Origin of the sequence: Rhizobium sp. Leaf321 (assembly GCF_001423215.1) — a bacterium.
In the GTDB taxonomy this organism is placed as follows: Bacteria; Pseudomonadota; Alphaproteobacteria; order Rhizobiales; family Rhizobiaceae; genus Neorhizobium; species Neorhizobium soli.
Genome location: NZ_LMOF01000008.1, coordinates 332,313 through 358,256, shown reverse-complemented (window position 1 = coordinate 358,256; position 25,944 = coordinate 332,313). Strand labels below are relative to the sequence as shown.

Here is a 25,944-nt window from a genome sequence, read left to right as displayed (position 1 = left end):
CAAGGAGAACCACTTATGGACGACAATCTTCCGCAGGATTCCAAGCTCACCAGCACCAAGCGCAAATGGGCCGATGAGGGAAAATTCCTGACCGGCCGGCATGCGCGGCCAGATACCGACCGCCTGCCGCCCGGCCAGCATCTGGTCAAGAACTGGCCGGTGCTCGATCTCGGCCAGCAGCCCAGCATTTCGCCGGCGCAGTGGAAGCTCGACATCTACGGTCTCGTCAACAAGCCGACGACCTTCAACTGGGACAGTTTCCAGGCGCTGCCGCAGACCGAGATGCGCTCCGATATCCATTGCGTGACGACCTGGTCGCGCTACGACAACGACTGGAAGGGCGTGTCCACCCGCGATCTGCTCGATGCCGTGGAGCCGACCGACAAGGCGACCGCGGTGATGCTGACCGCCTATGACGGCTACACGACCAACGTCCTCCTCTCCGATTTCGCAGTCCCCGACGCGCTCATTGTGACCCACTGGGAGGGCAAGCCGCTGACGGAAGAGCATGGTGGACCGGTGCGCCTCGTCGTGCCGCATCTCTATTTCTGGAAAAGCGCGAAATGGCTGAAGCGAATCGACTTCCTCGGCATCGACAATGCCGGCTTCTGGGAAAAGAACGGCTACCACATGCGCGGTGATCCATGGGCCGAGGAACGGTATTCGGAGGATTGAGCGGCGTCGGCCTATCCCGTTGCTTTGCCTGAAAGAATATGCAACGGAAAGTTGATCACCCTTCCGTTGCTCCAGGAATTTTCATGCGTCCGATAGCCCTATTCTTACTGAGCTTTCTCGTCGTCGGCTGCAGTCCTGGCGAAAGGATTGGAGAGGTCCTGATCAGGACAGATTCAGCGGGAAAAATGGCCACAGTTTCCATGAGAAAATCGACCGGAAATCCCAAGGCAGATGCCCGCGTCATGCTGTATGCGCGCACTACGTTTCCGTCCAGAGTGCCGGATGCAAAGCCTAACTCAAGCTATACCCACTCGGTCCTTGGTGATCCGAAAAGAAGTTCTGGCGACGTAAGGGTGTGGGGACCTCTTGGGTTGCGGTAACGCCGCAAGCGACGTTCAAGCCAGCCGATACCGCAAAGTGTGAGAAAGGCTGCCGCCAGAGGCGACAGCCCATATGATCACATCAGTTTTTCCAGCGTGATCGGCAGGTCGCGGATGCGTTTGCCGGTCGCGTGGAAGACGGCGTTGGCGATTGCCGGGGCGACGCCGACGATGCCGACTTCGCCTACCCCTTTGCCGCCGAGCGTGGACGCGTCGAGATCCGGCACGCCGACCGAGATCACCTCGATATCCGGAATGTCGGCATTGGTCGGCACCAGATAGTCGGCCATGTTGCTGTTGATGGTGCGGCCGTTGCGCGGATCGACGACACCTTCCTCAAGCAGTGCCTGGCCGATGCCCATGATGATGCCGCCCTTCCACTGGCTTTCCACCAGCTTCGGATTGTAGAGACGGCCGCAATCGAAGGCAGAGACCATGCGCGACACCCGGATCGTCCCGAAATCCTCATCGATGCGGACTTCGACGAAATGGGCAGCCCAGCTGTGCATGGAGAGGTCGCCCGAGGTCGGCCCCTGCACTTTCGACATGGTCGTCCAGGCCTGTTTCTGATCATCAGGAGTCTGCGCGTTTTCGGCAAGCGTGTTGCGGCGGATCTCTAGCTCATTGCGGCCGACAGCCTGCATCAACTCCTGCAGCGACAGCGAAGGTCCACCGCCACGCGAGGCCTCGATCCGCCCGCCAACCAGCGACAGCGTGTTGGCGCCGGTATCGCGGAACGGCGAGCCGGTCTCGTTGAGCGCAAGGCCAATCAGTTCGTCGCGGGCTGCGATCGCCGCCTTGTGCACGGCACCGGTGATGGATCCCGCCAGCATCGATCCGCCGGCGATCGACGAACCCGGCATGCGGCTGTCACCCAGGAGCACGTCGACTTCTGAGACCGGCACGCCGAGCGCTTCGGCTGCCGTCTGGGCAAGGATCGTATAGGTGCCCTGCCCCATATCGATCGAGCCGCTGACCACCTCGACGCGGCCGTTCGCGAGGACGCGGATCATCGCTTCCGACGGTGCCCGGATAACCGGGAACGTGCCGCAACCGATGCCCCAGCCGATCAGCGTCTTGCCGTCGCGCATCGAGCGGGGCTGATGGCTGCGCTTCTCCCAGCCGAAGGCGGCAGCCCCTTGCGTCAAGGCTTCGCGCAGCATCCGCGTCGACCAAGGCTTGCCGGACTGATAGTCGTGATCGGCATAGTTCTTCAGCCGCAGTTCCAGCGGATCCATATCCAGCTTGTAGGCAAGCTCTTCCATGGCGCTTTCGATGCCGTAGGCGCTGGGGTTCTTGCCCGGTCCCCGAAGCGCGCCCGGTGTGACGGTGTTGACCGGCACGACGCGCGACTGGGAGGAGAAGTTCTCCACCTTGTAGAGGATGGGCGTCGCCGCTCCCGTCTGTTCCGGGTAATCCATATAGACTGACGTCTCTGTCCTGCCGCGATGGACGATCGCCTGCAGCACGCCGTCTTCGGAAGCGCCGAGCGCGATCGTCTGGCGGGTTGCCGCACGACCGCCGTAGCTGGTGAAGTTCTGCGGCCGTGTGACGGCAAGCTGGACCGGTCGCCCGAGCTTTCTCGCCGCCGCAACCGCCACCGCGCCATAGGCGAGCGGCTGGCCCTTGGAGCCGAAACCGCCGCCGATATAGGGCGAGATGATCCGCACCTTTTCGTAGTCCATGCCGAACCATTCGGCATACATGCGGGCCATGCCGTGCGACCACTGGCTCGGTTCCCAGATCGTCAGCTCGTCGCCGTCCCACTTGGCCGTCAGCCCGTGCGGCTCCATGGCGCAGTGGTATTCGCGCGGCGTGCTGTATTCGCCCTCGATCCGGACCGGCGATGCCGCAAGGGCTGCTTCCGCATCTCCCCAGCCGATGGTGAGATTGTCCATCAGCTTGCCTTCGCCAGCCGCCGGATCGTCGATGCTCATGACCGGCGACGTTTCCTCATAGGTAACGACAACAAGCTTTGCGGCTTCCGTCGCCTGTTCGCGGCTTTCGGCGATCACCGCTGCAATCGACTGGCCGTTGAACTGCACCTCGCGCGGCAGCGGATGATAGGCCTTGTCTTCCGGCCGGTTGCCTTGCCAGTCGGCGGAAACGCGCAGTCCGAGATCGTCTTCGGGTGTCAGCACCATCAGGACGCCGGGCGAGGCGATCGCTCTGCTCGCATCGACGCTGACGACGCGGCCCGCGGCGATCGTGCTCTGCACGAGAGCCGCGTGGGCAAGGTTATCGATCGGGTATTCCAGCGCATAGGTGGCAGCACCTGTGAGCTTGAGGCTGCCTTCGAACCGGGTCAGACGTCCGCCAACCATGCCGTCAGAGGCATCGCCGTGTTTGCGGGGGGGCATAATAGTCATGCGAGACCTCCAGATTTGTCCGTCGAGACCGTCTCGATCGCCCGGGCAACGACCCGTGGCACAAGATCGATCTTGTATTGATTGTCGCCTTGGGCAACGGCGCCCTCCATGGCAAGCAGGCTCGCCGTCTTGATGGTAGCAGCGTCGAGCACTTTGCCGATCAGCGCCTGTTCGACGGCGCGCGCCCGCCATGGCTTGGTGGCAACGCCGCCAAGTGCCACGCGAATATCCCTGACCGTGCGGCCATCGTCTTCCAGTTCCAGACCGACGGCAGCGCTTGCGGCGGCGAACTCGTAGGACTGGCGGTCTCGGACCTTCAGGTAGGTGGAGTTCTTCGCTGCAGCGCTTTTGGGGATCGACAGGCCGATGATCATCTCGCCGGGCTGAAGCACGGTTTCCCGATCCGGGGTATCGCCGGGCAGGAGGAAGAACTCGTCGAACGGGACCGTGCGGGACCCGAGATCGACGACCGTGTCGAATGCGACCAGCGCCACAGCCAGATCGCCCGGATTGGAGGCGAGACAGTGCTCGCTGGTGCCGAGAACCGCATGGTTGCGGGTGATGCCGCCAAGCGCCGAACAGCCGGAGCCGGGATTGCGCTTGTTGCAGGCCGGAAACGTGCCGGGATCGCGGAAATACGGACAGCGCGTGCGCTGCATCACGTTACCGCCGATCGTCGCCATGTTGCGCAGCTGCGCCGACGCCGCCAGCAGGAGCGATTCCGAGACAGCCGGCATTTCCGCCTGGATGCCGGAATGATCGGCCACATCCGACATGCGCGAAAGCGCGCCGATGGTGACGGACTGGGGTGTGACCTCGATGCCGGAGAGACCTTTGAGATGGGAGATATCGACGACCGTTTCCGGTTCGGCGACGCCGCATTTGGCAAGATCGATCAGGGTCGTGCCGCCGGCCAGAATGGAAGCCCCTGCCTGCAGCACCGCCTGGCGGGCTTCATCGAGGGTGGCTGCACGAAGATAGGAAAAATCACGCATCGGCCATCTCCTTCGTTGCAGGAACGACGGCCTGCGCCGCCTGGCGCACCGCGGCCACGATGCTGTTGTAGGCGCCGCAGCGACAGAGATTGCCGGACATATATTCGCGGATTTCCGCATCCGATCCCGCATGGCCCTCACGGATGCAGGCGACTGCCGACATGATCTGGCCCGGCGTGCAATAGCCGCACTGAAAAGCGTCCTGCTCCAGGAATGCAGCCTGAACCGCATGCAGGGTTCCGTCGGCAGCGGACAGTCCTTCGATCGTTTCTACCTGGCGGCCTTCGACCTGGGCCGCCAGGGTGAGACAGGATAACACCCGTCGGCCATCCACATGGCAGGTGCAGGCGCCGCACTGGCCCTGGTCGCAACCCTTTTTGGTGCCGGTGAGAACAAGATGGTCGCGCAGCGCATCGAGCAGCGTCACGCGCGGCTCGACATCGAGGTCGTAACCCTTGCCGTTGATATCGAGGTTGAGGTGAATGGTTCGTGTCATGACAGGCTCCTGCAATCTTCACGAAGAGAATTTCAAAGAATTAGGCTGGACCGGCCGTCTGGCGAGGGCACTGGTCATTGCTATCGTCTAAACGCGCGCCGCCGATCGCGGTCGATAAGGCGGAGTGACATCTTTCGACATGACATCCGGCCGCCTTCTGATCTAAAAAGACATATGCGCCGCCTCAAACGGAGGCAACTCCGTTTAAACTAGCCGCTCGCTGAGATCAGTCAAGGCTGGATTTCGAAAACATCCGTTTCAGGATGCTGGAAACCAGAATTGCGACCTCAGAGAGCCTAACCACTGGAACAGGATTTCGGGCTTTGGCCACGCCGAAAAATGCACAGACCCCGGCTCCGAAACTTCGCGCGGACGCTCGCCGCAACCGCGACAAGCTGGTTGAAGTGGCAGCCCAGGCATTTGCGGAAAAGGGCGTCGAGACCTCGCTGGAAGAGATTGCCCGCCAGGCCGGCGTCGGCATCGGCACGCTCTATCGGCATTTCCCGACCCGTGAACATCTGGTCGAACTCGTCTATCGCCGCGAGCTGACGGCACTGGCGGCAGCAGCGGACGAACTTGCAGCCATCCACCCGGCCGACAAGGCACTGGAGCTCTGGATGCTGCGCTTCGTGGGCTATATGGCGACCAAGCGCGGCATGGCCAACAGCCTGAAAATCATCGCCAGTTCCAACACGACACTGTTTGCGGAGGGGTTCGGTACCATCCGGCAGGCACTCGACAGGCTCCTAACAAACGGCCGCGAGGCAAATCTCATCCGCAGCGATATAGGCCAGGCGGATCTGATGCACGCTATGTCGAGCATCTATTCCATTCCGGATTCGCCCGAATGGCGCGCCAGCGGCAATCGGCTGATTATGCTTTTGATGGACGGTCTTCGGGTGCGCAACTGACGGCGTGAAGCGCGAACAAAACAATTGTTGACTCGATGAACAGTTGTTTATAAACCGTGATCCTTCACGGGAAGCCACGATGGACGATCTGACCAGCCAGGAAGCCGCCGTTCTCGGCATTATCAGGGACAATCCTTTTGCGGGACAGCAGGAGATTGCCGAGATGCTGGGGCTCGCCCGCTCCACGGTGGCAGCCCATATCGTGCAGCTGATGCAGAAGGGCCATGTTCTCGGCCGCGGCTATGTCATGCCGCAGCCGTCACGCGCGATCTGTCTCGGCGGCGCCGTTCTCGACCGGAAATACCACGCGAAGCAGGAAATCGTTCAGGGCACGTCCAACCCCGTCGACAGCACCCGCTCGATGGGTGGCGTCGCCCGCAACGTGGCTGAAAACCTCGCCCGTCTCGGTACGCAAACCGGCTTCATCTCGATCGTCGGCGACGACGAGGGCGGCCGCACGCTGATGACCTATATGCGCGAGCGCGGCATCGACGTCAGCCAGATGATCATCAGCACCGAGCGACCGACCGCGGAATATGCAGCCATCCTTGATCCGCGCGGCGATCTTTCGCTCGGCATTGCCGACATGGGCATATTCGACCTGCTGCGGCCTGAACATCTCGACCGCGTCTGGCCCCATCTGGCTTCCGCAAGCTTCGTGTTCTCCGACTGCAACCCACCAGCCGAAACACTGGCGGCGCTGATCACGAGGAGACGCGACGCACGCTTCCGGCTGGCGATCGACGCCGTCTCCACCGTCAAAGCCATGCGCCTGCCGAAGGACCTCTCCGGTATCGACCTGCTGTTCATGAATATCGACGAGGCGAACGCCATTCTCGGCCTGTCGGCCCGCGAGACGATCGACGATGCGCTGAAGGCGGCACGTGGCCTGCAGGCGGCCGGCGCCCGCGAGGCAGTGGTGACGATGGGTGCGGCCGGCATTGCCGTTGCCGGCATCGATGCGTCAGCCAGTTTCGAAGCAGTCGAAGCAAAAGCGATCGACATGACCGGCGCCGGCGACGCGATGATTGCCGGAACCCTGCACCGGGTGATCGCCGGCGACGATATCCACACCGCTGCCCGCATCGGCGCACTGGTTGCAACGCTCACGACCGAAAGCGCTGCGAGCGTCCATCCCGAACTCTCCGAGGCCTTTTTGCAGGTCCATATGCACCGTTTGTCCTGAAGTACGCGAGTGCTTCCAGTGTTTAATCCCAACGCAGGTCCAGACGCAAAACCGCTTCATGGCTTTGCCGGAACTGCTTCCAGAAAGGAAATCCAATGTCTCTGCTGAAGCCGAAACTCAGCCAGGAAGTTGCAGACGCTCTCGCAAACGGCGGTGCCATCGTGGCGCTCGAATCGACCATCATCACCCATGGCATGCCCTATCCGGCCAATCTGGAAACGGCGCTGTCTGTCGAGGCTGTCGTGCGTGAAAACGGTGCCGTGCCGGCAACTATCGCCGTCATCGACGGTGAACTCCGCGTCGGCCTGGAACACGATGAGCTGGAAAAGCTCGCCCAGGCCAAGGGCGTGGTCAAGGCTTCCGGCCGCGATCTCGCGGTTGCCATGGTGCGCGGCCAGACGGCGGGCACGACGGTGTCCGCCACCATGCTTCTGGCAGACCTCGCCGGCATCGAGATCTTCGCAACCGGCGGCGTCGGCGGTGTGCATCGCGGCGCCGAACAGACATTCGACATTTCCGCCGACCTGACCGAGCTTGGTCGCACCAAGACGGCCGTCGTCTGCGCCGGCGTGAAATCGATCCTCGATATCGCAAAGACGCTCGAATATCTGGAAACCCAGCGCGTGCCGGTCATTGCCTACGGCACCGAGGACTTCCCGGCCTTCTTCACCCGCCAGAGCGGCTACAAGGCCGATCACCGGCTGGATACGGCAGAAGAGATTGCAAGCGCCATGCATTTCCACCACCAGCTCGGCACCGGCACTGGCCTCCTGATCGCCAACCCGATCCCGGAAGAAGCCGCCCTGACCCCTGACTTCATCGACGGCACGATTGCCGATGCGGTGCGCGAAGCAGATGAGCGCGGCATCGGCCGCAAGGAACTGACCCCGTTCCTGCTCGCCCGCATCAACGAGCTGTCGAAGGGCGAAAGCCTGAAAGCCAATATCGAGCTGGTCCGAAACAACGCCCGCCTCGCCGCCAAGATGGCGGTGGCCTACGCTGCGCTGAAGAAGGGCTGACATCACGAGTGGCGGGGTGCCCGAGCATCCCGCCCTCTAACGCCCCGTAGCGGAGCTCGCCGCTATCGGCGAGCCTGTCCCGGCCCGCAAGCCTCCGACATCACCAGGCGCCCGAAAGCGCATTCCTCAGCAACGGCACGCTCTTTCCCGGCTCGCTTGCGATGGACAGTGACTTCGGCATCTGCTTGGGCGATTTCCGGAACCAGTTTGCGGCAACCGAGGCGAGATCCCCGATCATGGCGTGCTTGTGCCAATCCGCAAACCGCCTTGCGCTCGCCTCCGGCTCCGACTGATAGAAGAAATCGCCGGACTGTCCGAGATCGTTGATGCTCGAAGCCATGGACGACAGAGGCCGCTGGAACATCTTCGAAGGCACCCGAAGCTCGGATGCGCTTTGCGAAAACGCCGGCGCCATGAAATCGATCGCCCAGCCGTCGGCCTCCACCCAGCAATGAAAATTCTCGCCAGCACCCGTGACATACCCGTCTTCGCGCTGATCTGCGAAGAGAATGCGGGTTCCGCCGAGATTATAGGCAGCTAGCCCACTCTTCGGCGTGGCAGTGACCCCATAATGCTGGCGCAGGATGAACGCGCCAAACGTGCTGAAATACATGCCTGCAACGGCGGTATTGGCATTCTCGTTGACGAGCAGGCTGTTGATGACCCGGTAAATGCGGTGATAGTCGCTCTGCTTGATCAACATGATCCGTAACCTGCCCGTTCCTGATATGGCACCCTGCCTAGGCGGCCAGCGCGGCAATGTAAACTGCAGCGTTGCAGTGGGGGTTGAACCGGTTGGAAAGGGGCAGGAGCTTTGAACCAGATTGGGGTCAATTTTCTGATTGACCCTTTTTTGGGTAAATCGTAGATTTGACCCATGATAGGGTCAAACAAAAATCCTCTTGCGATCATCATGGGTGATATCGTTCAAAGCGAGATCAGCCCATCTATCGAACGCCTCCATGAACAATTTAACGCAGCGATCGACCGTCAGAACACCGAATCTGCTCGAATCCTGGCCTCGCCGCTTACGATCACCTTGGGAGACGAGTTCCAGGGTTTCGCGACCTCGCTTGCTGGTGCGATGCGGATTGCCCGCAAGATTCGATACGATTTGATGCGCGATTCCATCGACTGCCGGTTTGCAATCGGAGTTGCCGCGTTGAAAACGCCGCTCAACCCAGAGCGCGCCTGGAACATGATGGGGACGGGTCTCGCCGCCACGAGGGCGAAGCTCAACGAGAAAGCGGCCACCACCTATTACCGGTTCCACATTCCAGGCTATCAGGTGCTCGAGACCCTGCTGGAGGCAGGCGGCGCAACGCTGACCGCCATCGAACGTCGATGGACGCCGACCCAGCGTCACGACATCCAGGCCTTTCTGGCGGGAAAGACGGCAAGCGAGATCGCGAAACTACGCAATGTTTCCGTGCACAGCATCTACAAGGTCAGAAACTCTGGAGACTTTGATCTTTACCTGCTTCAATGGAATGCCATTCAAGAGGCCCTTGCCGAACTGGACGGTTCATTGTCGCTCGAAAGGCAGCACGCATGATCCACGCACTCGTCTATACGGCTGTCGCACTGGGCTTGCTGACTTACGGAGGCAACTGGCTATGTCGCAAGCTTTTCGATCTGACCGGCCTGAAGGACATGGTCTCGGAAAGTCCTCCCTCGACCATCAGCGCCGGACGAGTGATCGGCATTCTGGAGAGGCTGATACTCGCGGCCGGGATCGTTGTTCACAGTTGGGAGATCCTCGCCGCCGTGATAGCACTGAAAACGGTCGCCAGGTTCCAGAAGCTGGATCAGCGTGAATTCGCCGAATATTTTCTGGTCGGATCCCTGTTCAGCGTCCTATGGGCACTTATTATAACCAGCGCATGGGCAGCCTACGACCACAGCCTCGGCATAGATCTTCGACAGACCATTGCCAACATGCTGGTGATCGACTGAGCGGTTTGGCGAAATCCACCATCCCTGCCCTACCATTCACCCCTTCATCTCACCCAGCTTCGCCAGCAGCGCAGCACCGGTGCGGATGCCGGCGTGGAAGAGGTCGAGCTTGAGGTTTTCGTTGGGGGCGTGGTTTGCCTGGTCGGCATTGGCATAGGGCACGACGAAAGCGGGCTTGCCGAGGATTTTGGTGAAGACGTAGTCCGGGAGGCTGCCGCCGAGGCTTGGGTAGAGTAGTGGCTCGACGCCGCGGGCAGCAACGATCGCTTCGCGGATCACGGATGCGAACGGGCTGTCCATCGGCGTTTTCGATGGCAGCATGGAGTTTTGCGGCACGAACTCCACGTCGGGTGCGTGCTTTTCAACATGCGCCCGGACTTTTTCGAACACGTAGTCCGGCGTCAGGCTCTCGACGAGGCGGATATCGCATTTGGCATAGGCTTCGCTCGGCAGCACCGTCTTTTGCCCCGGCCCGCCATAGCCGCCATGCAACCCGTTGATGGTGAGCGTCGGCTGGAACATCAGCCGCTCGTAATAGGGACGATCCACCGGCTCTTCGATCGCCGTCATGCCAAGCTCGGCCTTGATCTTGTCGACATCCAGCGGCAGCGCGGCCATGGCCTGCAGTTCCAGATCGGTCGGCGGCACCACCGGATCGTAGATACCATCTATGGTAATCTCGCCGCGGTCGTTCTTCATGGTTGCGAGCAGATGCACGAGCTTCCAGATCGCGTTCGGCATGACGCCGCCGAAATTGCCGGAATGGGCGTCGCGGTTGGCAGTCTTTGCACGTAGCTCGAAGGAAGCGACGCCGCGCACGCCAAACGTGACGACCGGGCGGCCGCTGTCATGCAGCGAGCCATCCGAGGTCACGACGAGATCGGCATTGAGCTTGTCGGCATGTTCGGCGACGAATTCCGCCATATGGGGACTGCCGATCTCCTCCTCGCCTTCGAGCAGGAAGATCACATTGCAGGGCAGTTCGCCAACCACCTTGAGATAGGATTCAATCGCCAGCAACTGGGCGAAATGCTGGCCCTTGTTGTCGCCGATGCCGCGCGCGTAGATGCGGCCGTCGCGGATCTCGGGCTCGAAGGGCGGGCTTTTCCAGAGGTCGAGCGGTTCTGGCGGCTGCACGTCGTAATGGCCGTAGAGAAGCACGGTGGGCTTGCCGGGCTGGTTCTCCATGCGGCCGATCACCATCGGGTGGTTGCGGGTGGTGATCGCCTGGGCCTGCATGCCGAGACCATTGAGGATGCCGACGAGGATATCGGCGGCCTCCGTGATACCCTCGTTGGAGGCGCTGATCGACTTGTGCTTCACATACTCCATAACCCGTTCGACGAAACTGTCGCTGTTGGCGTCGATATGGGCGAGAACACGGGCGAGATCGGTGTTTTCAGGTGTCATGCTCAAAAACTCATGCCGGTTCGAACAGGGTCTGGATCTGCATTTCCGGCACCAGCACGAGGCCCTTGTCGGTAATGCGGATATCCGGAATGACCGACAACGGAATGAGATTGAAGCCCATATAGGCGATCGTGCATTCGGCCTTTTCCCATTCGAGCTTCAACGCCTTCACCTCGTCGGCGACCTCGTGGACGCGCTTGTCGGACAAGAGCCCCGCGATCGGCAGCGGCACCATGGCGGTCACCTTGCCATCCATCACCACGCAGACGCCGCCCTGGACCGCCTCGATGGCATCGAGCGCCACCTGCATGTCGCGTTCATTGGTGCCGGCAACGATGATATTGTGGCTGTCATGCCCGACCGAGGAGGCGACGGCCCCCTTCTTCAGGCCGAAGCCGTTGAGCAGACCGTGCGCGACATTGCCCGGCGATTTGCCGTGACGTTCCACGACCGTGACAAAGCAAAGCCCGTGGCGATCGAACTGGGTCTGCCAGTCGTTGGCGGGTTCGAGCGTGACGGTGACGTGGCCGAGCGTGATGCCCGGCAGCTCCGTCTTGATCGTGTGGGCAATGACGGTCTCGGTCGGCAGGTCAGGCGTCAGCTTGAGGTTCTTCGGCAGCTTGACCGTGTGATAGGCGGCCTCCGGATAGCGATAGGGTTTGGACAGTGCCTCATCGAGAACAGGCGTGATCTTCTTCTGGTCCACGACCAGTTCGCCGCCGTACCAGGTACTGACCGGCTCCAGGTTGTCGGAGAGGAGCACCAGATCCGCCCTGCGTCCGCCGCCGAGACCGCCGATCTCGTTTTCCATGCCGAAGCGGGTGGCGCCATGCAGCGAACCCATCGCCCAGGCCTGTTCCGGCGTCATGCCATATTTGACCGCCTCGCGGGTCACCCAGTCCATTCCGAAGGCGAGCAGATCCTCGGCGTCGCGGTCGTCGGTGCAAACGGCGACGCGCTTGTGCGAGGCGCCAAGCTCGGTGATGGTCTTGATCGCCTGTGGCAGCGAATGCCAGGGCGTGGTCGGCGGGCCGCCGCGCAGGAACAGCCAGACGCCCGCCTCCAGCAGATCGTCGGCAATATCGCGGTCGATCGCCTCATGGGTGTCGGTGACGCCGGAGGCGGCATAGGCCGCGACGAATTCACGGCCGTAGACATGGCCCGATACGGGACGGCCGCGTGACAGAGCGGCAGCGAGGATCGCATGGCTGCGTTCGTCGCCCATCGCGACAGGTACGAAATCCATCTTTTCGCCGAGCGCCACCGCTTCCGGCCATTTGTCGAACAGCGCTGCAATCTTGTCCGGCGTCAGGTCGCCGCCGGCGGTTTCCAGCTCCGGCGAGGTGGCGGGAACCGTGCTCGGCACCGTCAGGAAGATCGACAGCGGCGCCATGCGCGCGTCTTCCAGCATCGCCTCGACACCGGCGACATCCATGACATTGCCGATCTCGTGGCTGTCGCAGAAGATCGTGGTGGTGCCATTGAGAAGGGCAGCCTCCGCATAGGCGCAGGCCGTCACCATCGAGGATTCGATATGGATATGCGGATCGACGAGGCCAGGCGCGAGAATGCCGCCCTTTGCGTCGTAAATCTTGGCCGATGTTCCCTTGTAGGAACCGGTGGGCTTTACCGCGGCGATACGGCCGCCGGAGAGCCAGATTTCCCGCCCGGGCAGGATGCGCTCCGAATAGGTCGACAGCATCCGTGCATCCCGGATGACCAGATCAGGCTCGCGCCGTGCCGACGCGACGTCGGCGAGCAATCGCGTCATGGATGCCAGCGGGTGAACGGAGAAACGGTTGAGAGTGCTCATGAAATTCGGCCTCGCGGATCATCGGACTGGGGACATGGTAGGGAATTTTGTTCCCGCACGGAAGCACGCATTGGCGCTAAAGGCACACGGCAACCACTGAAACGTGAAAGGCCGCCGGTTCCTCAGGGAGCGGCGGCCTTCGATCAGTCTTTCGGAACGTGCCGCAACTTAGCGCGGCACGCCGGGAATGGCATCCTTGTAATAGGACGAGTAGCTCGAATGCAGGCGCTCTGGCGCGCCCGGATCGGCATATTTGCGCAGCTCGCCCATCTCGGTCTTGTTGAGGATGACGCCGATCGTCTTTGCGGCGATCTGCGGTTCCGACTGAAGAACGCTCTGCACGGCCTTGACCGGCGTGACGCCCCATTCGGTGACGAAGATGAAGCCGTCGACATAGGGCTCGAAGGCCTTCGCATCGATGACAGGGATCAGCGGTGCAAGGTCGACGATGATGACGTCGAACGTGTCCTTGATGCTTTCGAGGAACTGGCTCATGCCGGTCGAGGCGAGAAGCTCCGATGTATGGGCCAGCTGACGGCTGCGGGTGGTCATCGGCAGGATCGTCAGGCGCGAGCGGCGGTCGACGCGGGCGGCAGCCGTCCATGGAACCTTCTGCAGCACGACGTCGATCAGGCCGACATCCGGCTCGCTCGCCAGCATCTTGGACAGACCCGGATTGCGCAGATCGCCATCGATGACCAGCGTGCGAACGCCGTTGGACGAGATCAGGCCGGCAAGGTTTGCCGCAACCATCGACTTGCCTTCGCCGGGAAGGCAGGAGACGACGCCGATGACAGAGCATTTGCGACCCTGCAGCACGATATCGGCGGCAAGCTTGGCATTGCGCAGCGTTTCGGCAAACTGCGAGCGCGGTGCTTCGACGGCGACACGCATCTTGCGGCGAAGCGCGATCGGATCACCCTCCGGCAGGATCTGGCCGTCGATGGCGTCGGCTGGCTTGTCGGAGCCGTTGTCGTCGGTCTGGGCGCTGCCAATCTTCGGGAGGTAACCGAGGAAGCGGACGCCGAGCTTGTCCTGCACGTCGGCGCCGGTGCGGAAGAAGCGCTCGCGGAATTCCAGAAGCGCTGCAAGTGCGCCGCCGAGCAGCAGTCCAAGCACGACGGATAGCGCCATGGTGAGCGTCTTGCGCGGGCTGGACGGCGAGATCGGCACGCCGGCTTCCGAGATGACGCGGGCCTTGGCGATCGGCAGCGATTGCAGCTGCGACGCCTGTTCGAACCGCTGCAGATAGGACTGGTAGAGCGTCTTCAGAGCATCGGCGCGCTGCTGCAGTTCCTGCAGCTGTACCATGGAGACATTGGCATCCTGGTTGCGGCCGGCGACGCTTTCGATGCTGGCGCGCAGCGACTGCTCGCGCGAGCTTGCGACATCCAGCTCGTTGCGGAACGAACCGGTCAGCTGCTGCAACTCGCGCAGGATCTGTTGCGCCAGGTCCTGCTTTTCGGAGCGGAGTGCGATTGCCTGAGGATGCTCGGCGCCATACTGCTCGACCACGCTTCTTTCGCGGTCGTTGACCGTCGTATAGCGCTGGCGAAGGTTCTGCAGCACCGTGTTGTCGGTATCTCTGTTGGCCACGACGGCGTTTTCGACCGCGGCTTCCGAGCCCTTGTCGATGATCACCTTGTACTGATTGTAGCGGGCCTGGGCGCTGGCGACTTCGGCCTGTGCCGAGATCAGCTGGGTATTGAGATCAGACAGCTGCTGGGCGGACATCAGCTCGCCGCGTGGCGATACGAGGCCGTTGTCGCGCTTATACTGCTCGACCGTCAGCGATGCCTGCTGTGCCCGGATATTGAGGTCGTTCAAACGCTCCTGGAGCCATACGGAAGCGCGCTCGGTCGCGTCGAAATTGGCGTTAAGCTCTTCCGTGAGGAAGGAACTGGCATAGGTCTTGGCAAGCTGGGCGGAAAGAACCGGGTCTGGCGAGCGGACGGAGAGCGAGATGACCGAGCTGCGTCCGACGCGCTCGACGGTGATCGACTGCTGAAGGATGGCGGCAGCCTTTTCACGGCGCCCGGCGCGCACCTGGTCTTCGCTCGGCAACGGGCCGCCTGATGAAACCAGCGAGACAACGCTTTTCACCATGTCCTTGGCAAGATCGACCGGCGATTTGGGCGGATCGACGATCAGGTCGTTTTCCGCAAACTTGCCCTTGTCGACGACGCTGAGCGCCAGCGCCTTGGATTTCAGGATCTCGACCGAACTGGACATGCGGTTGTCGATCTGCTGCGCGGTCTGGCCTTCGGTTTCCTCTTCCGCATAGCGGGACAGGTTGTCGTCCACCAATATCTGCGTCGCGGCCGTGTATTTCGGCTGCGCCGTAAACAGATAGGCTGCCGCAAGCGCGACCATGGCGACCACGCAGATGATGATCACGCCAAGCCGACGCATAGCTGCCGACCACAGCTTGTCGAGGTCGATGAACGTGTCAGTTTCTTTTTGCTCGTTCGGGAAGATGTTCATCGGCCTATAATTAACCTGGTCCATGGCTTTGTCCGCTTTCCGGAATTGTCGAGAGGAACGGCAGAAATGGACTGCCGTTCCTCGGGCTTTGGTCTGACTGCGACGTTGGAGCGGCCCTTAAGCCGCCTTAACCTTCGATTCGTGGTTGGCGAGAAGCTCCTTGACGGAGTGATAGATCTCCTCGCCCATATCGCTCCGCAACATCGCGAAGGCCACATTGGCTTCGATGAAACCGCGCTTGGAACCGCAGTCGAAGGTCCGTCCGGTATAGGGCTGTGCGTGGAACGGCTGCTTCTGCAGCAGTTTCTGCATGCTGTCGGTCAGCTGGATCTCGTTGCCGGCTCCGCGTTCCTGGCTTTCCAGCAGTTCGAAGATCTGCGGCTGCAGGATATAGCGACCATTAAGGTAATAGTTCGACGGTGCATCGGCCGGTGCCGGCTTTTCGACCATGCCGGTCACTTCGAAGCCGTGCTGCTTGCTTTCGCCGATCGCGACGACGCCGTAGCTCGACGTCTCCTCGGGCGCGCACTGCTCGACACCAAAGACGTTGCCGCCGACTTCCTCGTAGAGATCAACGAGGCCTGCCATGCAGCCGCGGGCGCCATAGGACACCATATCCGGCAAAAGCAGCGCGAAGGGCTCGTTGCCCACCAGTTCGCGGGCGCACCAGACGGCGTGGCCGAGACCGAGCGGAACCTGCTGGCGGGTGTAGCTGACGGTGCCGGCGAGCGGCAGCATCTTTTCGAGCTGGGTCACCTGAACCGTCTTGCCGGCGCGGGTGAGGCTGGCGATCAGTTCGGGATTGCTGTCGAAATAGTCTTCGATCGCAGTCTTGTTGCGGCTGGTCACGAAGATGATGTGCTCGATACCGGCCTGCATGGCCTCATCGACCGCATATTGCACGACGGGCCTGTCGACGATCGTCAGCATTTCCTTTGGCATCGCCTTGGTAGCCGGCAGGAACCGTGTTCCATTGCCTGCAACCGGAATGACCGCCTTGCGAACAGGTCTCATTTCCATAGTGTCGTTGTCCTTTCCGGGACGCCCCCGCCCCGTCGATCGGATTGTCAAGAAACGCCGGCAGCTCTTGCGAACCGGCGCATACGGACGGCAATCGGCATGCGCAGGTGCTTGAGCGCCCGCGGGTTGTCGATTGCCGTTTTCAGAATCCCGCCGAATGATCGTTTCTTGATCTCGTCGACGAGTGTGAGGAAGGAAGCCGCTTCGCGAATGCTCTGCGTGCGGCGGCGCTGGGCGCTCGTTGCCCGCGGCTCGAGAGAGAAGCGCTTGAGGAACTTCTCGTCGCCGGCAAGCATCGCCGTGAGATGTTCGGGTTTGAGGACCCGCGAGATCGAACCGTGGCGCAGATGGTAGACGTAACCGGCCTCGGGCTCGATGGCGCAGATGCCGCCGCTCGCGATCGCAGAGGCAAGCAGGATGTAATCCTCGCCGATCCGCAGGTTTTCGTCAAACCGCAGACCGTGCTCGTTGAGGAAATCGCGGCGGAAGATCGGCTTCATATAGCCGAAATTGAAAGTGCTGCCGAAGATGATGTTGGACTGGATGAAATCGGCGAGATCCAGCACCTTGCGCGTCTCGAGATCGGCGCGCGAAAACATCGCCGTGGGCTGACCGCCCTCGAGCGGGACGACATCGATATTGTCGACCACGATCCGAGCATCCATCGTCTCGGCGCGTGCGATCATCCGCTTCAGGCGCTGCGGATGGATCGTGTCGTCGGCATCGAGCACGGCGATCCAGCGGCCGGTTGCGGCGTCGAAACCGGCATTGCGCGCGGCCGCCGGTCCGCCATTGGCGGGCTGGACGATGAGCTTCACGCGATCGTCGCGATCGCGGCAGCGAAGCGCAAGCTCGCGCGTGCCGTCGCTGGAGCAGTCGTCGACGACGATTACTTCCAGGGACACGTCGACCTGGGAGAGCGCGCTATCGATCGCGCTTTCCAGCGTCTCCTCAGCATTGTAGGCGGCGATGACGAAGCTGACATCGGGTGCGGTGACAACGGAAGTCATGTGGCCTCCACCATGCCGTACTGGCGGATCTCGCGCATGCCGAGCGTCCCCATGACCGAACCGGCGTGAAGCGCTGCCCGCAGAGCATAGCGCGTGCGGGTAACTGGAATTGCGACAGTTGCGATGGTGACGACGGCGCAATAGCCAAATTTTAGCGCAGCGCTTGCGGCTTTCTTCACCCGTGACAGGCCCGCACTCTTTGCAGCAACGATGCGGCCATGGGTCTGGCCGGAGCGGAAGCGGCGTTTGGCAAGCCAGGAGAAGCTGGCGCGCTTGTGCGGCACAGGCTCTTCCAGCAGGGCGTCACGGGCAAACTCGATTTGTCCGCCGGCATCGGTCAGCTGGGTGAAATAATGCGTATCCTCGCCACCGCTCTGGCCGAGCGACAGCGCGAACTTGCGCGCCGCAAGCTTCGGCGAGCGCATGTCGAGAAGCACGTTGCAGGTATAGCCGGTGACGATACGGCCATCGACCCAGACGGGATTGGTGGAGTGGAAATCACCGCTGCGCATCCAGGCCGGCACATCGTCGGGATAGATGGCGCGGACAGGGCCGAGGACAGCATCGGCCGACGTCGCTTCGGCGCGGTCGACAAGCGCTGCAAGCCAGCCAGGACCGGCTGTCTCGTCGTCGTCGATAAACGCCAGATAATCGGCCTGGCAGGCAGCAAGGCAGGCATTGCGGGCAATCGAGATGTTCGATTTCGGGCAGTGAACATACTGGATCTCGAAGGGTGAGACGGCTTTCAGCCGCTCCACCAAGGCTTGCGCACTCGGCTCCGCGTCATTGTCGGCGACGATCAGCCGGACCTGCGTGTGTTCAGGCACGTCGAGCGCGAACAGCGACCGCAACGTGACCTCCAGTTCCGGGCGCCGATAGGTGCAGATGCCGATATCGATGCGGAGCTTGCCGCTGCCAGCCACGATCATGCACGCCTCCTCGATTTGATGCCGATCAGTTCCATCCAGAAGCCTGCCGACCAGGCGAAGTGCATGATCATCGCGGACACCGCAGCAAGCGGGCCGAGCGGGTTATTTTGGCCCACAGCCATCCAGACGCCGTAGCCGAGGCAGGCGACCGCCCAGACAACCAGCGGAATTGCCGCCCACCAGTAGAGGACGGCAAGCACGGCGCCGATCACGACCGGTGCGACCGCCAGCGGAATGGCCTGGCGGATCTTGGGGATCGACCGATGCTTCAGAAGGTTCTTTGCCCGGCCCCGGCCATAGCCGAGATACTGCCGGAACAGCGCCGAGGCGGTGGAGCGCGGATAATAGGTCATGTAAGTCTTGCCGGTCATCCAGATGCGAAAGCCGGATTGGCGAAGGCGGAAATCCAGTTCCGCATCCTCGTTATGGCTGAAGCTCTCGTCGTAGCCGCCGACAGCCTGAAACGCGAAGATGCGCATCAGGGCGTGGTGGCCGTGATCGACCCACTCGCCGCCGCCGCCGGCCCGGTGCTTGGAGCCGCCATTGCCGAGCTTGGAGTTTTGCGCCGCAGCCGTTGCCCGCTGGAACAGGCCAAAGCCGACCGTTTCCATGCCGACCACGATGGAATCCGCCTCAAGCGACACCGCTTCCTGCAGAAGCGTCCGGCAATAATCGTCGGGATAATCGCCATGCGCGTCGATGCGGATCAGATATTCGAACTCCGCGCCGAAGCGCTGGACGGCGAGATTGATCGCCGCACTCTGGATGCGCTTGGCATTGTGCATCAGCGCCACGTTCGGCAGTTCCTGAGCGACGCGAAGGACGATCTCCTGCGTGCCGTCCTTGCTACCGCCATCGGCAACGACGATCATGTCGCTGGCCGAGCTACGCTGCTGGTCGAGCTTGCGCAAAAGCGGCTCGATGGTCTCTGCCTCATCAAGGCACGGAACGACGATCAGTGTCCGGATCAAGGACAGGTCGCCATAGGAAACATCGGCATTCGAAGGCACACGCATGACCTATCTCACCTCACGACTGCACGGTTGAAATGGCCGGTACCGACGGTACGGCCAGCGAAATATTGCGATTGAGGCCCGCAAGCCTGTCGACCAGCGCGCGGCAATCGTCTGCATCAGTAACCCACTGGCTGCGATCGACGGCCGCAAGCCGGGCGAACCGATCGAGGTAGAGTGCGTCGGTCATGCCCGAGAACAGGGTTTCCAGATCGGTAGGCGTCGCGTTGTCGAGAAGGATGCCGATATCGCGCTTAGCCACAAAGCGGCCGGTCTCGGTGCGCGCAAGCGCGATCGGAACCGCGCCATGCAGCCCGCCTTCATAGAGACGGTTCGGCAAAAGCCACTCGGAGTTCAGCCCTTCCTCGAAGAAATCGATCGCCCAGGTGAACTGCACCTCGTTGTAGATCTCCGCCAGATCCTCCGGATTGCGGTAGGGACCCTCGAAACGCACGAACGGCGCGTTCTTCACCTGCGCGTCGAAATCGGCAAACTCGCTATAGGCCGGCCGTCCGCGGATGATGACCTCGACCCCGCCGTTCATCTTTTCGGCGAAGGCCGTCAGGATATCGAGCGACTTGCGGCAGCGGATCGCACCGAACCAGCCGATCTTCCAGGGCTCACCCTGCTTGGGCAGACGCGGTTGCGGCTTTGCGACGGACGCTTCGCCCAGCTGCAGAACCTTGTTCTCGAGCAGAAGGACCGGAAGATCGAGCCCGGATTTCGGCTTGAAGAAGTTTTCGACAAAGGCCGGCGAGCTGGTGATCAGCAGCCGGGCCGACTTTGCGAAATGCCGCTGCACGGCACGCAGCACCCGCCCCTTCACACCCTCGTCAAGCAGCAGGCGGTGAATATCGAGACATTCGTAGACGACAGGAACGTCGCCGCCGAACAGCGACGCTGCCCCCTCGGCGAGAACCAGCATTTCCAGATTGCGGGCGATGATGACATCCGGCATCGGAACGCCGACAAGCCTCTTTTGCAACTGCATCCGGGCAGCAATCACGGCCTTGATGCGCTGGCTGAACTGTCCGTCCTGCGTTGAACCGAGATCGATGGAGCGCACGCCTTCCTCCTGACCCAGCAGGTTTCCCGCGCGCCTGAAGCCTGCGACCGTGACGCTGGCGCCGCCGGTCTTCAACGTCAGCACCCGCCGGCGAATAGCCGGGTCGGCAAGATCATGGGCCAGATAGAGGACCTGCAGTGTCACGTCGTTCAACTCCCTGTCGAAAGATCAGTCGAGCGTGCAGAGCACGGATTGCGGGAAAGCACAGTCTTCGCCGAGCGCCGTATAGGCGATGCGATCGACTTCCATCGTGGTGGGACCGGAATAGGCGAACGGGCCCATCCAGGATTTCAGCGTATCGCTGCCCCACAGGCTCAGAAAGATCTTCTGGGCGTTCTGCGGGATCTTCGACGGGTCGGTGACTTCCTGCACCAGCTTGCCGTTGAGGAAGTAGCGCAACCGCTCCGGCTCCCAGATGAAGGCGTAGTCGTTGAAGCCCTTGTCGGCGCCACCGGCGACGGGAACGATCTTCTCGTTCTTGCCCTTGCCGTTGATATACTGGTTGAGCTGAACCTGATCGACGTTCTTGCCGAGCACCTCGAAGTCGATCTCGTCCCAAGGCTTTTTGTCGGTCGGGCCGATGTAGGTGAAGAAGGCTGAGTTGAGGCCAGGACCGGTCGCCGACTTGTAGCGCGCCTCATAGGTACCGTAACCGAACCGCGCGCGGGTCTGGACCTCGCCGCAGACGTTTTTGCGGTCCTTGTTCTGGCGCTCCTCGAAGGTGAGCTTCAGATTGCCGCCATCGGTCGTCACCTGGCGCTGCGACCAGGTGCAGTTCTGATGGGCGCCGTTGTTCCAGCCGTTCGACACGAACCAGAACGACCGGTCGAGCCGATCAAAATTCTCGACGAAGGACGTGCCCTTGGCATCCGGCTGCGGCTTGCCGCCCGGATGGGGTTTGGTATCAGGACGGTGCTTTGCGGCCGGATCCTGCGCTTGGGTCGCCGGAGCTTCGGGGGCTGGCGGCGCCTGGGCATAAGCTGGAGCGCTGGCGAGCACTGCCAACGTGGCAAATGCCGTTGCAGCGGCCCGGAAAGCGGGTCGAATCTGTCTGGCTGGTGCCGTCATGTTTCACCTCTTCTGTGGGTCAGGGCGGGCTCGCGGCCATGCGCGGAATGCCCGGACGAATTGGAGTTCTGTGTCTGCGCAAGCTTTGCCTTGCGGCCGCGACTGCCCGTCAGCGTCTGGTAAAGGCCGGGCATAAAGCGCGACACCAGCGCATTCGAAATCACCAGGATCACGAGGGCCGAGGAAATCGCGCCGACATAGAACAGCGGGTAAAGCTGATCGCCCGCAATGCGGTTCCAGACCATCCACATCACCACGAGCAGCGGGTAATGGGCGCAGAAGATCCAGAAGCTGAGGCTGCCGGTGGCGGCCAGCCGCTTCCCCAGCGTCGAGCGGATAGCAAGTGCCGACATCAGCCAGAATCCGCCCGCACCGATGATCGACAGCGCGTTGCGCAGAAGCTCAAGCGACCAGGAATAGTCCGGTCCCGTCTGATAAAGCGCGATCGACAACAGGACGGCGGCGGCGACAACCAGCGCCGTTCCGGGAACGGCGAAACGGTCGAGCGCCGAGAGATCGATCCGGTTCAAAGCGAGGAAGATGCCGAAGGTAAAGGAGAACAGGATCGACTTCTTCAAAACGATGAAGAGCGTGAGATCCGGCAGGATCGCCACCACGAACAGGATGACCAGCGTCGGCAACGCAGCCTTGCGCACGAAGAAGGCAAGGATTGGCGACAGCGCGATGCAGACGAAAAGATCACGCAGGAAATAGAGCGGGATGTCGACGGGAAAATTCTCGCTCGCAAACGCATAGTTCGCCAGTTCACGGGAGGATGCATTCCACAGGTCCGGGAAATACCCGATGCCCATGCCGGCGCGCTGCACCAGAAGGACGACGGCGAACAGGCCGAGGTTCCACAGCAGGAACGGCACAAGCACGGTCCGCGCCTTGGATTGCATCACCTTGCCGTAGTCGAAAGCATCCCAGCCACGGCGAAACAGCAGATAGCCGGAAATCGCGCTGAGGCACGGCACGCCGATACGAAACAGGCTGTCGCCGAAAAACACGCGGAGCCAATCGAAGAAACCGTTCTGGCCGAGGAACGGGCTGGTCTGCGGATCGAACGGGACGTGGACGAACACGATACCCGAGATCAGAAGGATGCGCATCAAATTGATACGGGAGGAAATGGTTTGATCAACAGTCAAACGAACTACCCTTTTTGGGCGGCGCCTCCCGTCACCACCGTTTCAATCAGAGCAGACTTTGAGCCCGCATTTTCGAGTGCCAAGGATCAGGTGCAGTTTGGCACAAAATGTGGCGGCGCAGCGAAAAGCCGGGATCCGCCCGGCCCGCAGCGGCATCCCCTTACCCGTTCCATTCGCGAGTTCTACTTTCGCGAGTGCTGAAACGCTATGGATTCCGGGGGGATCACTGATTTCTTATGCTGCACTGCACAACAGAGAAAAAAATCAATTCGTCGTGAAAATAACTTCGACCTCAGACGACACTCAATCAAATCAGTTCGCGTCCTCGCCCGATTGCGGCGCGACTAAGGCGAAAATGCGTCTCAACGATGAGGCAAGGGCATCCTTCGTTATGCAGGAGGTGCGTCCGCAACCGACCCACCACGACGCCGCTTGACCATGCCGATTATTTTTTTGACGAGCGCCCTTTCCGTCACGAGGAACATGGCGCCGTAGAGCACGCCGCCCACGACAGCGCCAACGAGGAGCTGGAGATAGGGACTGGTGAGCTGTGCTTCGAAGATGGAAAGGGTCAACCGGACCCCGACGCCCATGACGAGCGAGGTGAGCATCGACCGGCTGCTGGTCATCAGACCCCAAAAGAACGGAATGCCGTCGACCCGGAACACGGCCCAGGAATAACCGACCAGCGTGATGGCGTTGACGACGCAGAGCGCCACCATTGCATCGACAAGGTTGCCATAGGTGGCACCGAGGATGATGGCGAGTGTCGTTGCAACGGCCCGCAGCACCGCCGACCAGAACAGCACCCGGCTTTGGCCGGTGCCCTTGAGATAGGGTATGAACGTGCTGCAGGGCGTCACGATCGCCTTCGACAGCGCGAGCAGGCCAAGCACCGGCCAGGCATAGGCCCATTGCGGCCCGAACAGCACCAGCATCGCCGGTTCCGCCACCGCCCACAGCCCGAACATGGCCGGCGCCAGCACCACCGTCATTACCTGAGTGGACAGCATCAGGGCGTCGGTGCGGCGCTTGCGGTCGTCGCCCATCAGGCTGAAGGCGGGGAACAGCACGCCCATTACCGCCGACAGCACGACCTGGTTCGGAATGCTGGCAAACCGGTTGGCGGCCGAATAGGCGCCCGCATCGGCAAGCGTCAACATCCGCGCGATCACCACCATCGGCGCCTGGAAAGTCACGAAATTGGCGATCTCCGACCCCATCAGCCCCGAAGAATAGCGCACCAGCGGCCCCATCCGATCCGGCTTGATGACGAAACGCGGCACATAGCGCGTGATCGAGTAGAGGCCGACAAGCCGGATCACCGCCGAGGAAAACAGCTGCACGACCAGCGCCCAGATGCCGAACCCCATGAAGGCAAGCGCCAAGGCGACCAGCGCCGCCGTGGTTTCCGACACCGTGCTGAGGATCGCGTCCTTGCTGAAATTCATCTCGCGGGCGAGCAGCGAATAGGCGACATCGGCCGTCAGCTGCAGCGGAATGAGAAAGGCCATGATACGCAGGAGATCGGCGCTCTGGGCCGCACCCATCCAGCTGCCGATGCCGTTTGCACCGAGGAAAAGGATCACCGACATGATCAAAGACATCGCGAGATTGGCCCAGAAAACGGTGTGCACCGTATCCATGCCACTGTCCCGATCGACGATCAGTGCCGACGTCAAACCGGCACCACCGATCATCGCCAAAAACTGTACGACGGTGAGTGCGACAGCCACCGTTCCGAAATCTTCCGGGGTCAACAGTCTTGCCAATATCGGTACAGTGACAAATTTCAGCCCGAATGTGGCGGTCTTTGACAGCACACTCCAACCGACATTTGTCGTGATCGTCTTCACGCCTTGGGTTGGGGCCATCTTCGAATTCCTATTGTTGGATACTGATTGAGAGCCAGCGTGAAGCCGCAATCCAAGCCGTCGAGGCGGCTAGCGGTTTGCAATTCTTGAAAAAAGCAGGGGCAGAAACATGGCGACATTCACCGTAATTATTCCATTTTATCAACGGGAACCGGGTATCCTTACCCGGGCCCTGCAATCTGTTTTCAGCCAGAGCTTCGTGGATTTTGATATCATCGTCGTGGACGACGAGTCACCCCATAACGCAAAAATCGAACTTCAGGACGCCGATCCGACCTGGCTCGAGCGCATCCGAATCATCGAACAAAAGAATGGCGGGCCGGGGGCGGCGCGCAATACCGGGCTGGACGCGGTGCCCGCCGAAACGCGTTTTGTGGCGCTTCTCGACAGCGACGACGTGTGGCTTCCGGATCATCTCACCAACGCATTCGAGAGCATGAGCCGCTTCGGCGCCGAGTGCTACTGGGCCTCGATGCAGGCGAGCGAAGAGTTCTATTACCACTTCGGCATGGCGCAGTTGGAGAAGACCGAAGGCGGCACACGGCTATCGGAAAAGCCGCTCATCATCGAGCTTCAGGACCTGGCAAGCGTCATGCTGCGCAACTGGAGTTTCCTGCATCTCACCTGCATGGTGATGTCCCGCCCGGTCTTCGAGGCGGTCCGCTTCGAGCCCGAACTGAGACTGGCCGCCGAAGACGTGCTGTTCTTCTGCGACTGCATCCTGAAATCGAAACGGACGATCCTGTGCGACGAGCCGGGCGCTGCCCGCGGCATGGGCATCAACATCTTCCATTCGATCGACAACCAGTCGCCGGAATTCCTGCGCCAGCAGTTCAACACCTGGGTGGCGCTCGATACGCTGGAACAGCGTTTCAGCAACAGGCCGGGCGACGTCGCGTCGATTGCAGGGTATAAGAACACCGCAAGACGGCAGGCATTGTGGAGCCAGGCCGGGCGGATGAAGCGGCGCCAGAGCCCGGAATTCGGCCTGCTGGCCAAGTGGGTGATGCGCGATCCGGCACTCATCCGCGCGGCCTTCGAACTGGGCGCGGGGAAACTCGGCATGGGTGCGCGCGAGCGCTCGGCGACGTAAATTTCGCATTCTTTACAAAGACTTCA

General features: G+C 61.5%; 22 protein-coding genes. 7 read left to right on the top strand and 15 right to left on the bottom strand.

What is annotated here, in order from left to right; genetic code table 11:
• Positions 1–15 precede the first annotated feature (15 nt).
• Positions 16–675 carry a sulfite oxidase-like oxidoreductase gene (locus tag ASF70_RS18750; RefSeq protein ID WP_062581908.1) on the top strand — a complete coding sequence of 220 codons (660 nt, stop codon included), beginning with the start codon at positions 16–18 and terminating at the stop codon, positions 673–675.
• A 457-nt stretch (positions 676–1,132) separates the two neighbouring features.
• Here ASF70_RS18750 and ASF70_RS18745 read toward each other — a convergent pair whose 3' ends face one another.
• Genes ASF70_RS18745 through ASF70_RS18735 form a run of 3 tightly spaced genes read right to left on the bottom strand, consistent with a single transcriptional unit; the run spans position 1,133 to position 4,915 of the window.
• On the bottom strand, positions 1,133–3,424 hold the full coding sequence (locus ASF70_RS18745; RefSeq protein WP_062581906.1) for a xanthine dehydrogenase family protein molybdopterin-binding subunit: 2,292 nt from the start codon (positions 3,422–3,424) through the stop codon (positions 1,133–1,135).
• Positions 3,421–4,419: a xanthine dehydrogenase family protein subunit M gene (locus ASF70_RS18740; protein WP_062581904.1), complete on the bottom strand. Its 999-nt coding sequence runs from the start codon at positions 4,417–4,419 to the stop codon at positions 3,421–3,423. The genes ASF70_RS18745 and ASF70_RS18740 overlap by 4 nt, the downstream gene beginning before the upstream one ends.
• A complete protein-coding gene (locus ASF70_RS18735; RefSeq protein ID WP_062581902.1) occupies positions 4,412–4,915 on the bottom strand; it encodes a (2Fe-2S)-binding protein in 504 nt (167 codons plus the stop codon). Before ASF70_RS18735 ends, ASF70_RS18740 begins: the two co-directional genes overlap by 8 nt.
• Positions 4,916–5,238: 323 nt before the next feature.
• Here ASF70_RS18735 and ASF70_RS18730 point away from each other — a divergent pair, with 323 nt between their 5' ends.
• The 3 genes from ASF70_RS18730 to ASF70_RS18720 all read left to right on the top strand — a co-directional run bounded on the left by ASF70_RS18730 (position 5,239) and on the right by ASF70_RS18720 (position 8,031).
• Positions 5,239–5,826, top strand: coding sequence for a TetR/AcrR family transcriptional regulator (locus ASF70_RS18730; protein WP_244474080.1), 588 nt, complete (start codon positions 5,239–5,241; stop codon positions 5,824–5,826).
• Between the two features lie 79 nt (positions 5,827–5,905).
• Positions 5,906–7,012: a carbohydrate kinase gene (locus ASF70_RS18725; protein ID WP_062581897.1), complete on the top strand. Its 1,107-nt coding sequence runs from the start codon at positions 5,906–5,908 to the stop codon at positions 7,010–7,012.
• A gap of 95 nt (positions 7,013–7,107) precedes the next feature.
• Positions 7,108–8,031 carry a pseudouridine-5'-phosphate glycosidase gene (locus tag ASF70_RS18720; RefSeq protein WP_062581895.1) on the top strand — a complete coding sequence of 308 codons (924 nt, stop codon included), beginning with the start codon at positions 7,108–7,110 and terminating at the stop codon, positions 8,029–8,031.
• 100 nt (positions 8,032–8,131) lie between these two features.
• Here the strand turns inward: ASF70_RS18720 and ASF70_RS18715 are convergent, their stop codons facing one another.
• Positions 8,132–8,734, bottom strand: a complete 603-nt coding sequence (locus ASF70_RS18715) for a DUF2026 family protein (RefSeq protein ID WP_062581893.1) — start codon at positions 8,732–8,734, stop codon at positions 8,132–8,134.
• A 210-nt stretch (positions 8,735–8,944) separates the two neighbouring features.
• Between ASF70_RS18715 and ASF70_RS18710 the strand changes: the two genes are divergently transcribed.
• Together ASF70_RS18710 and ASF70_RS18705 are read left to right on the top strand one after the other, a co-directional pair.
• Positions 8,945–9,586, top strand: a complete 642-nt coding sequence (locus ASF70_RS18710) for a SatD family protein (RefSeq protein ID WP_113111834.1) — start codon at positions 8,945–8,947, stop codon at positions 9,584–9,586.
• On the top strand, positions 9,583–9,987 hold the full coding sequence (locus tag ASF70_RS18705) for a hypothetical protein (protein ID WP_062581889.1): 405 nt from the start codon (positions 9,583–9,585) through the stop codon (positions 9,985–9,987). Before ASF70_RS18710 ends, ASF70_RS18705 begins: the two co-directional genes overlap by 4 nt.
• Positions 9,988–10,023: 36 nt before the next feature.
• Here ASF70_RS18705 and ASF70_RS18700 read toward each other — a convergent pair whose 3' ends face one another.
• The 11 genes from ASF70_RS18700 to ASF70_RS18650 form a co-directional block, all read right to left on the bottom strand.
• Positions 10,024–11,397 carry a M20/M25/M40 family metallo-hydrolase gene (locus ASF70_RS18700; RefSeq protein ID WP_062581887.1) on the bottom strand — a complete coding sequence of 458 codons (1,374 nt, stop codon included), beginning with the start codon at positions 11,395–11,397 and terminating at the stop codon, positions 10,024–10,026.
• A gap of 10 nt (positions 11,398–11,407) precedes the next feature.
• Positions 11,408–13,210, bottom strand: coding sequence for an adenine deaminase C-terminal domain-containing protein (locus tag ASF70_RS18695; protein ID WP_062581885.1), 1,803 nt, complete (start codon positions 13,208–13,210; stop codon positions 11,408–11,410).
• Between the two features lie 168 nt (positions 13,211–13,378).
• Positions 13,379–15,718, bottom strand: a complete 2,340-nt coding sequence (locus ASF70_RS18690) for a Wzz/FepE/Etk N-terminal domain-containing protein (protein WP_062581882.1) — start codon at positions 15,716–15,718, stop codon at positions 13,379–13,381.
• A 93-nt stretch (positions 15,719–15,811) separates the two neighbouring features.
• Positions 15,812–16,714: a UTP--glucose-1-phosphate uridylyltransferase gene (locus tag ASF70_RS18685; RefSeq protein WP_062461568.1), complete on the bottom strand. Its 903-nt coding sequence runs from the start codon at positions 16,712–16,714 to the stop codon at positions 15,812–15,814.
• A gap of 47 nt (positions 16,715–16,761) precedes the next feature.
• Positions 16,762–17,724, bottom strand: a complete 963-nt coding sequence (locus tag ASF70_RS18680; protein ID WP_062581880.1) for a glycosyltransferase family 2 protein — start codon at positions 17,722–17,724, stop codon at positions 16,762–16,764.
• Positions 17,721–18,653, bottom strand: coding sequence for a glycosyltransferase (locus ASF70_RS18675; protein ID WP_062581877.1), 933 nt, complete (start codon positions 18,651–18,653; stop codon positions 17,721–17,723). Before ASF70_RS18675 ends, ASF70_RS18680 begins: the two co-directional genes overlap by 4 nt.
• Positions 18,650–19,669, bottom strand: coding sequence for a glycosyltransferase family 2 protein (locus ASF70_RS18670; RefSeq protein ID WP_062581875.1), 1,020 nt, complete (start codon positions 19,667–19,669; stop codon positions 18,650–18,652). Before ASF70_RS18670 ends, ASF70_RS18675 begins: the two co-directional genes overlap by 4 nt.
• Positions 19,670–19,682: 13 nt before the next feature.
• Complete coding sequence (locus ASF70_RS18665) at positions 19,683–20,876, bottom strand: glycosyltransferase (protein WP_082472026.1); 1,194 nt, start codon at positions 20,874–20,876, stop codon at positions 19,683–19,685.
• A 24-nt stretch (positions 20,877–20,900) separates the two neighbouring features.
• Positions 20,901–21,800, bottom strand: coding sequence for a family 16 glycosylhydrolase (locus ASF70_RS18660; RefSeq protein ID WP_082471975.1), 900 nt, complete (start codon positions 21,798–21,800; stop codon positions 20,901–20,903).
• On the bottom strand, positions 21,797–22,951 hold the full coding sequence (locus tag ASF70_RS18655) for an acyltransferase (protein ID WP_244474079.1): 1,155 nt from the start codon (positions 22,949–22,951) through the stop codon (positions 21,797–21,799). Before ASF70_RS18655 ends, ASF70_RS18660 begins: the two co-directional genes overlap by 4 nt.
• 389 nt (positions 22,952–23,340) lie before the next feature.
• Positions 23,341–24,825 carry a lipopolysaccharide biosynthesis protein gene (locus ASF70_RS18650; RefSeq protein ID WP_062581871.1) on the bottom strand — a complete coding sequence of 495 codons (1,485 nt, stop codon included), beginning with the start codon at positions 24,823–24,825 and terminating at the stop codon, positions 23,341–23,343.
• A gap of 109 nt (positions 24,826–24,934) precedes the next feature.
• Here ASF70_RS18650 and ASF70_RS18645 point away from each other — a divergent pair, with 109 nt between their 5' ends.
• Positions 24,935–25,918 (top strand): glycosyltransferase family 2 protein, encoded by a 984-nt coding sequence (locus tag ASF70_RS18645; RefSeq protein WP_062461584.1) that lies wholly within the window; start codon positions 24,935–24,937, stop codon positions 25,916–25,918.
• Positions 25,919–25,944 lie beyond the last annotated feature (26 nt).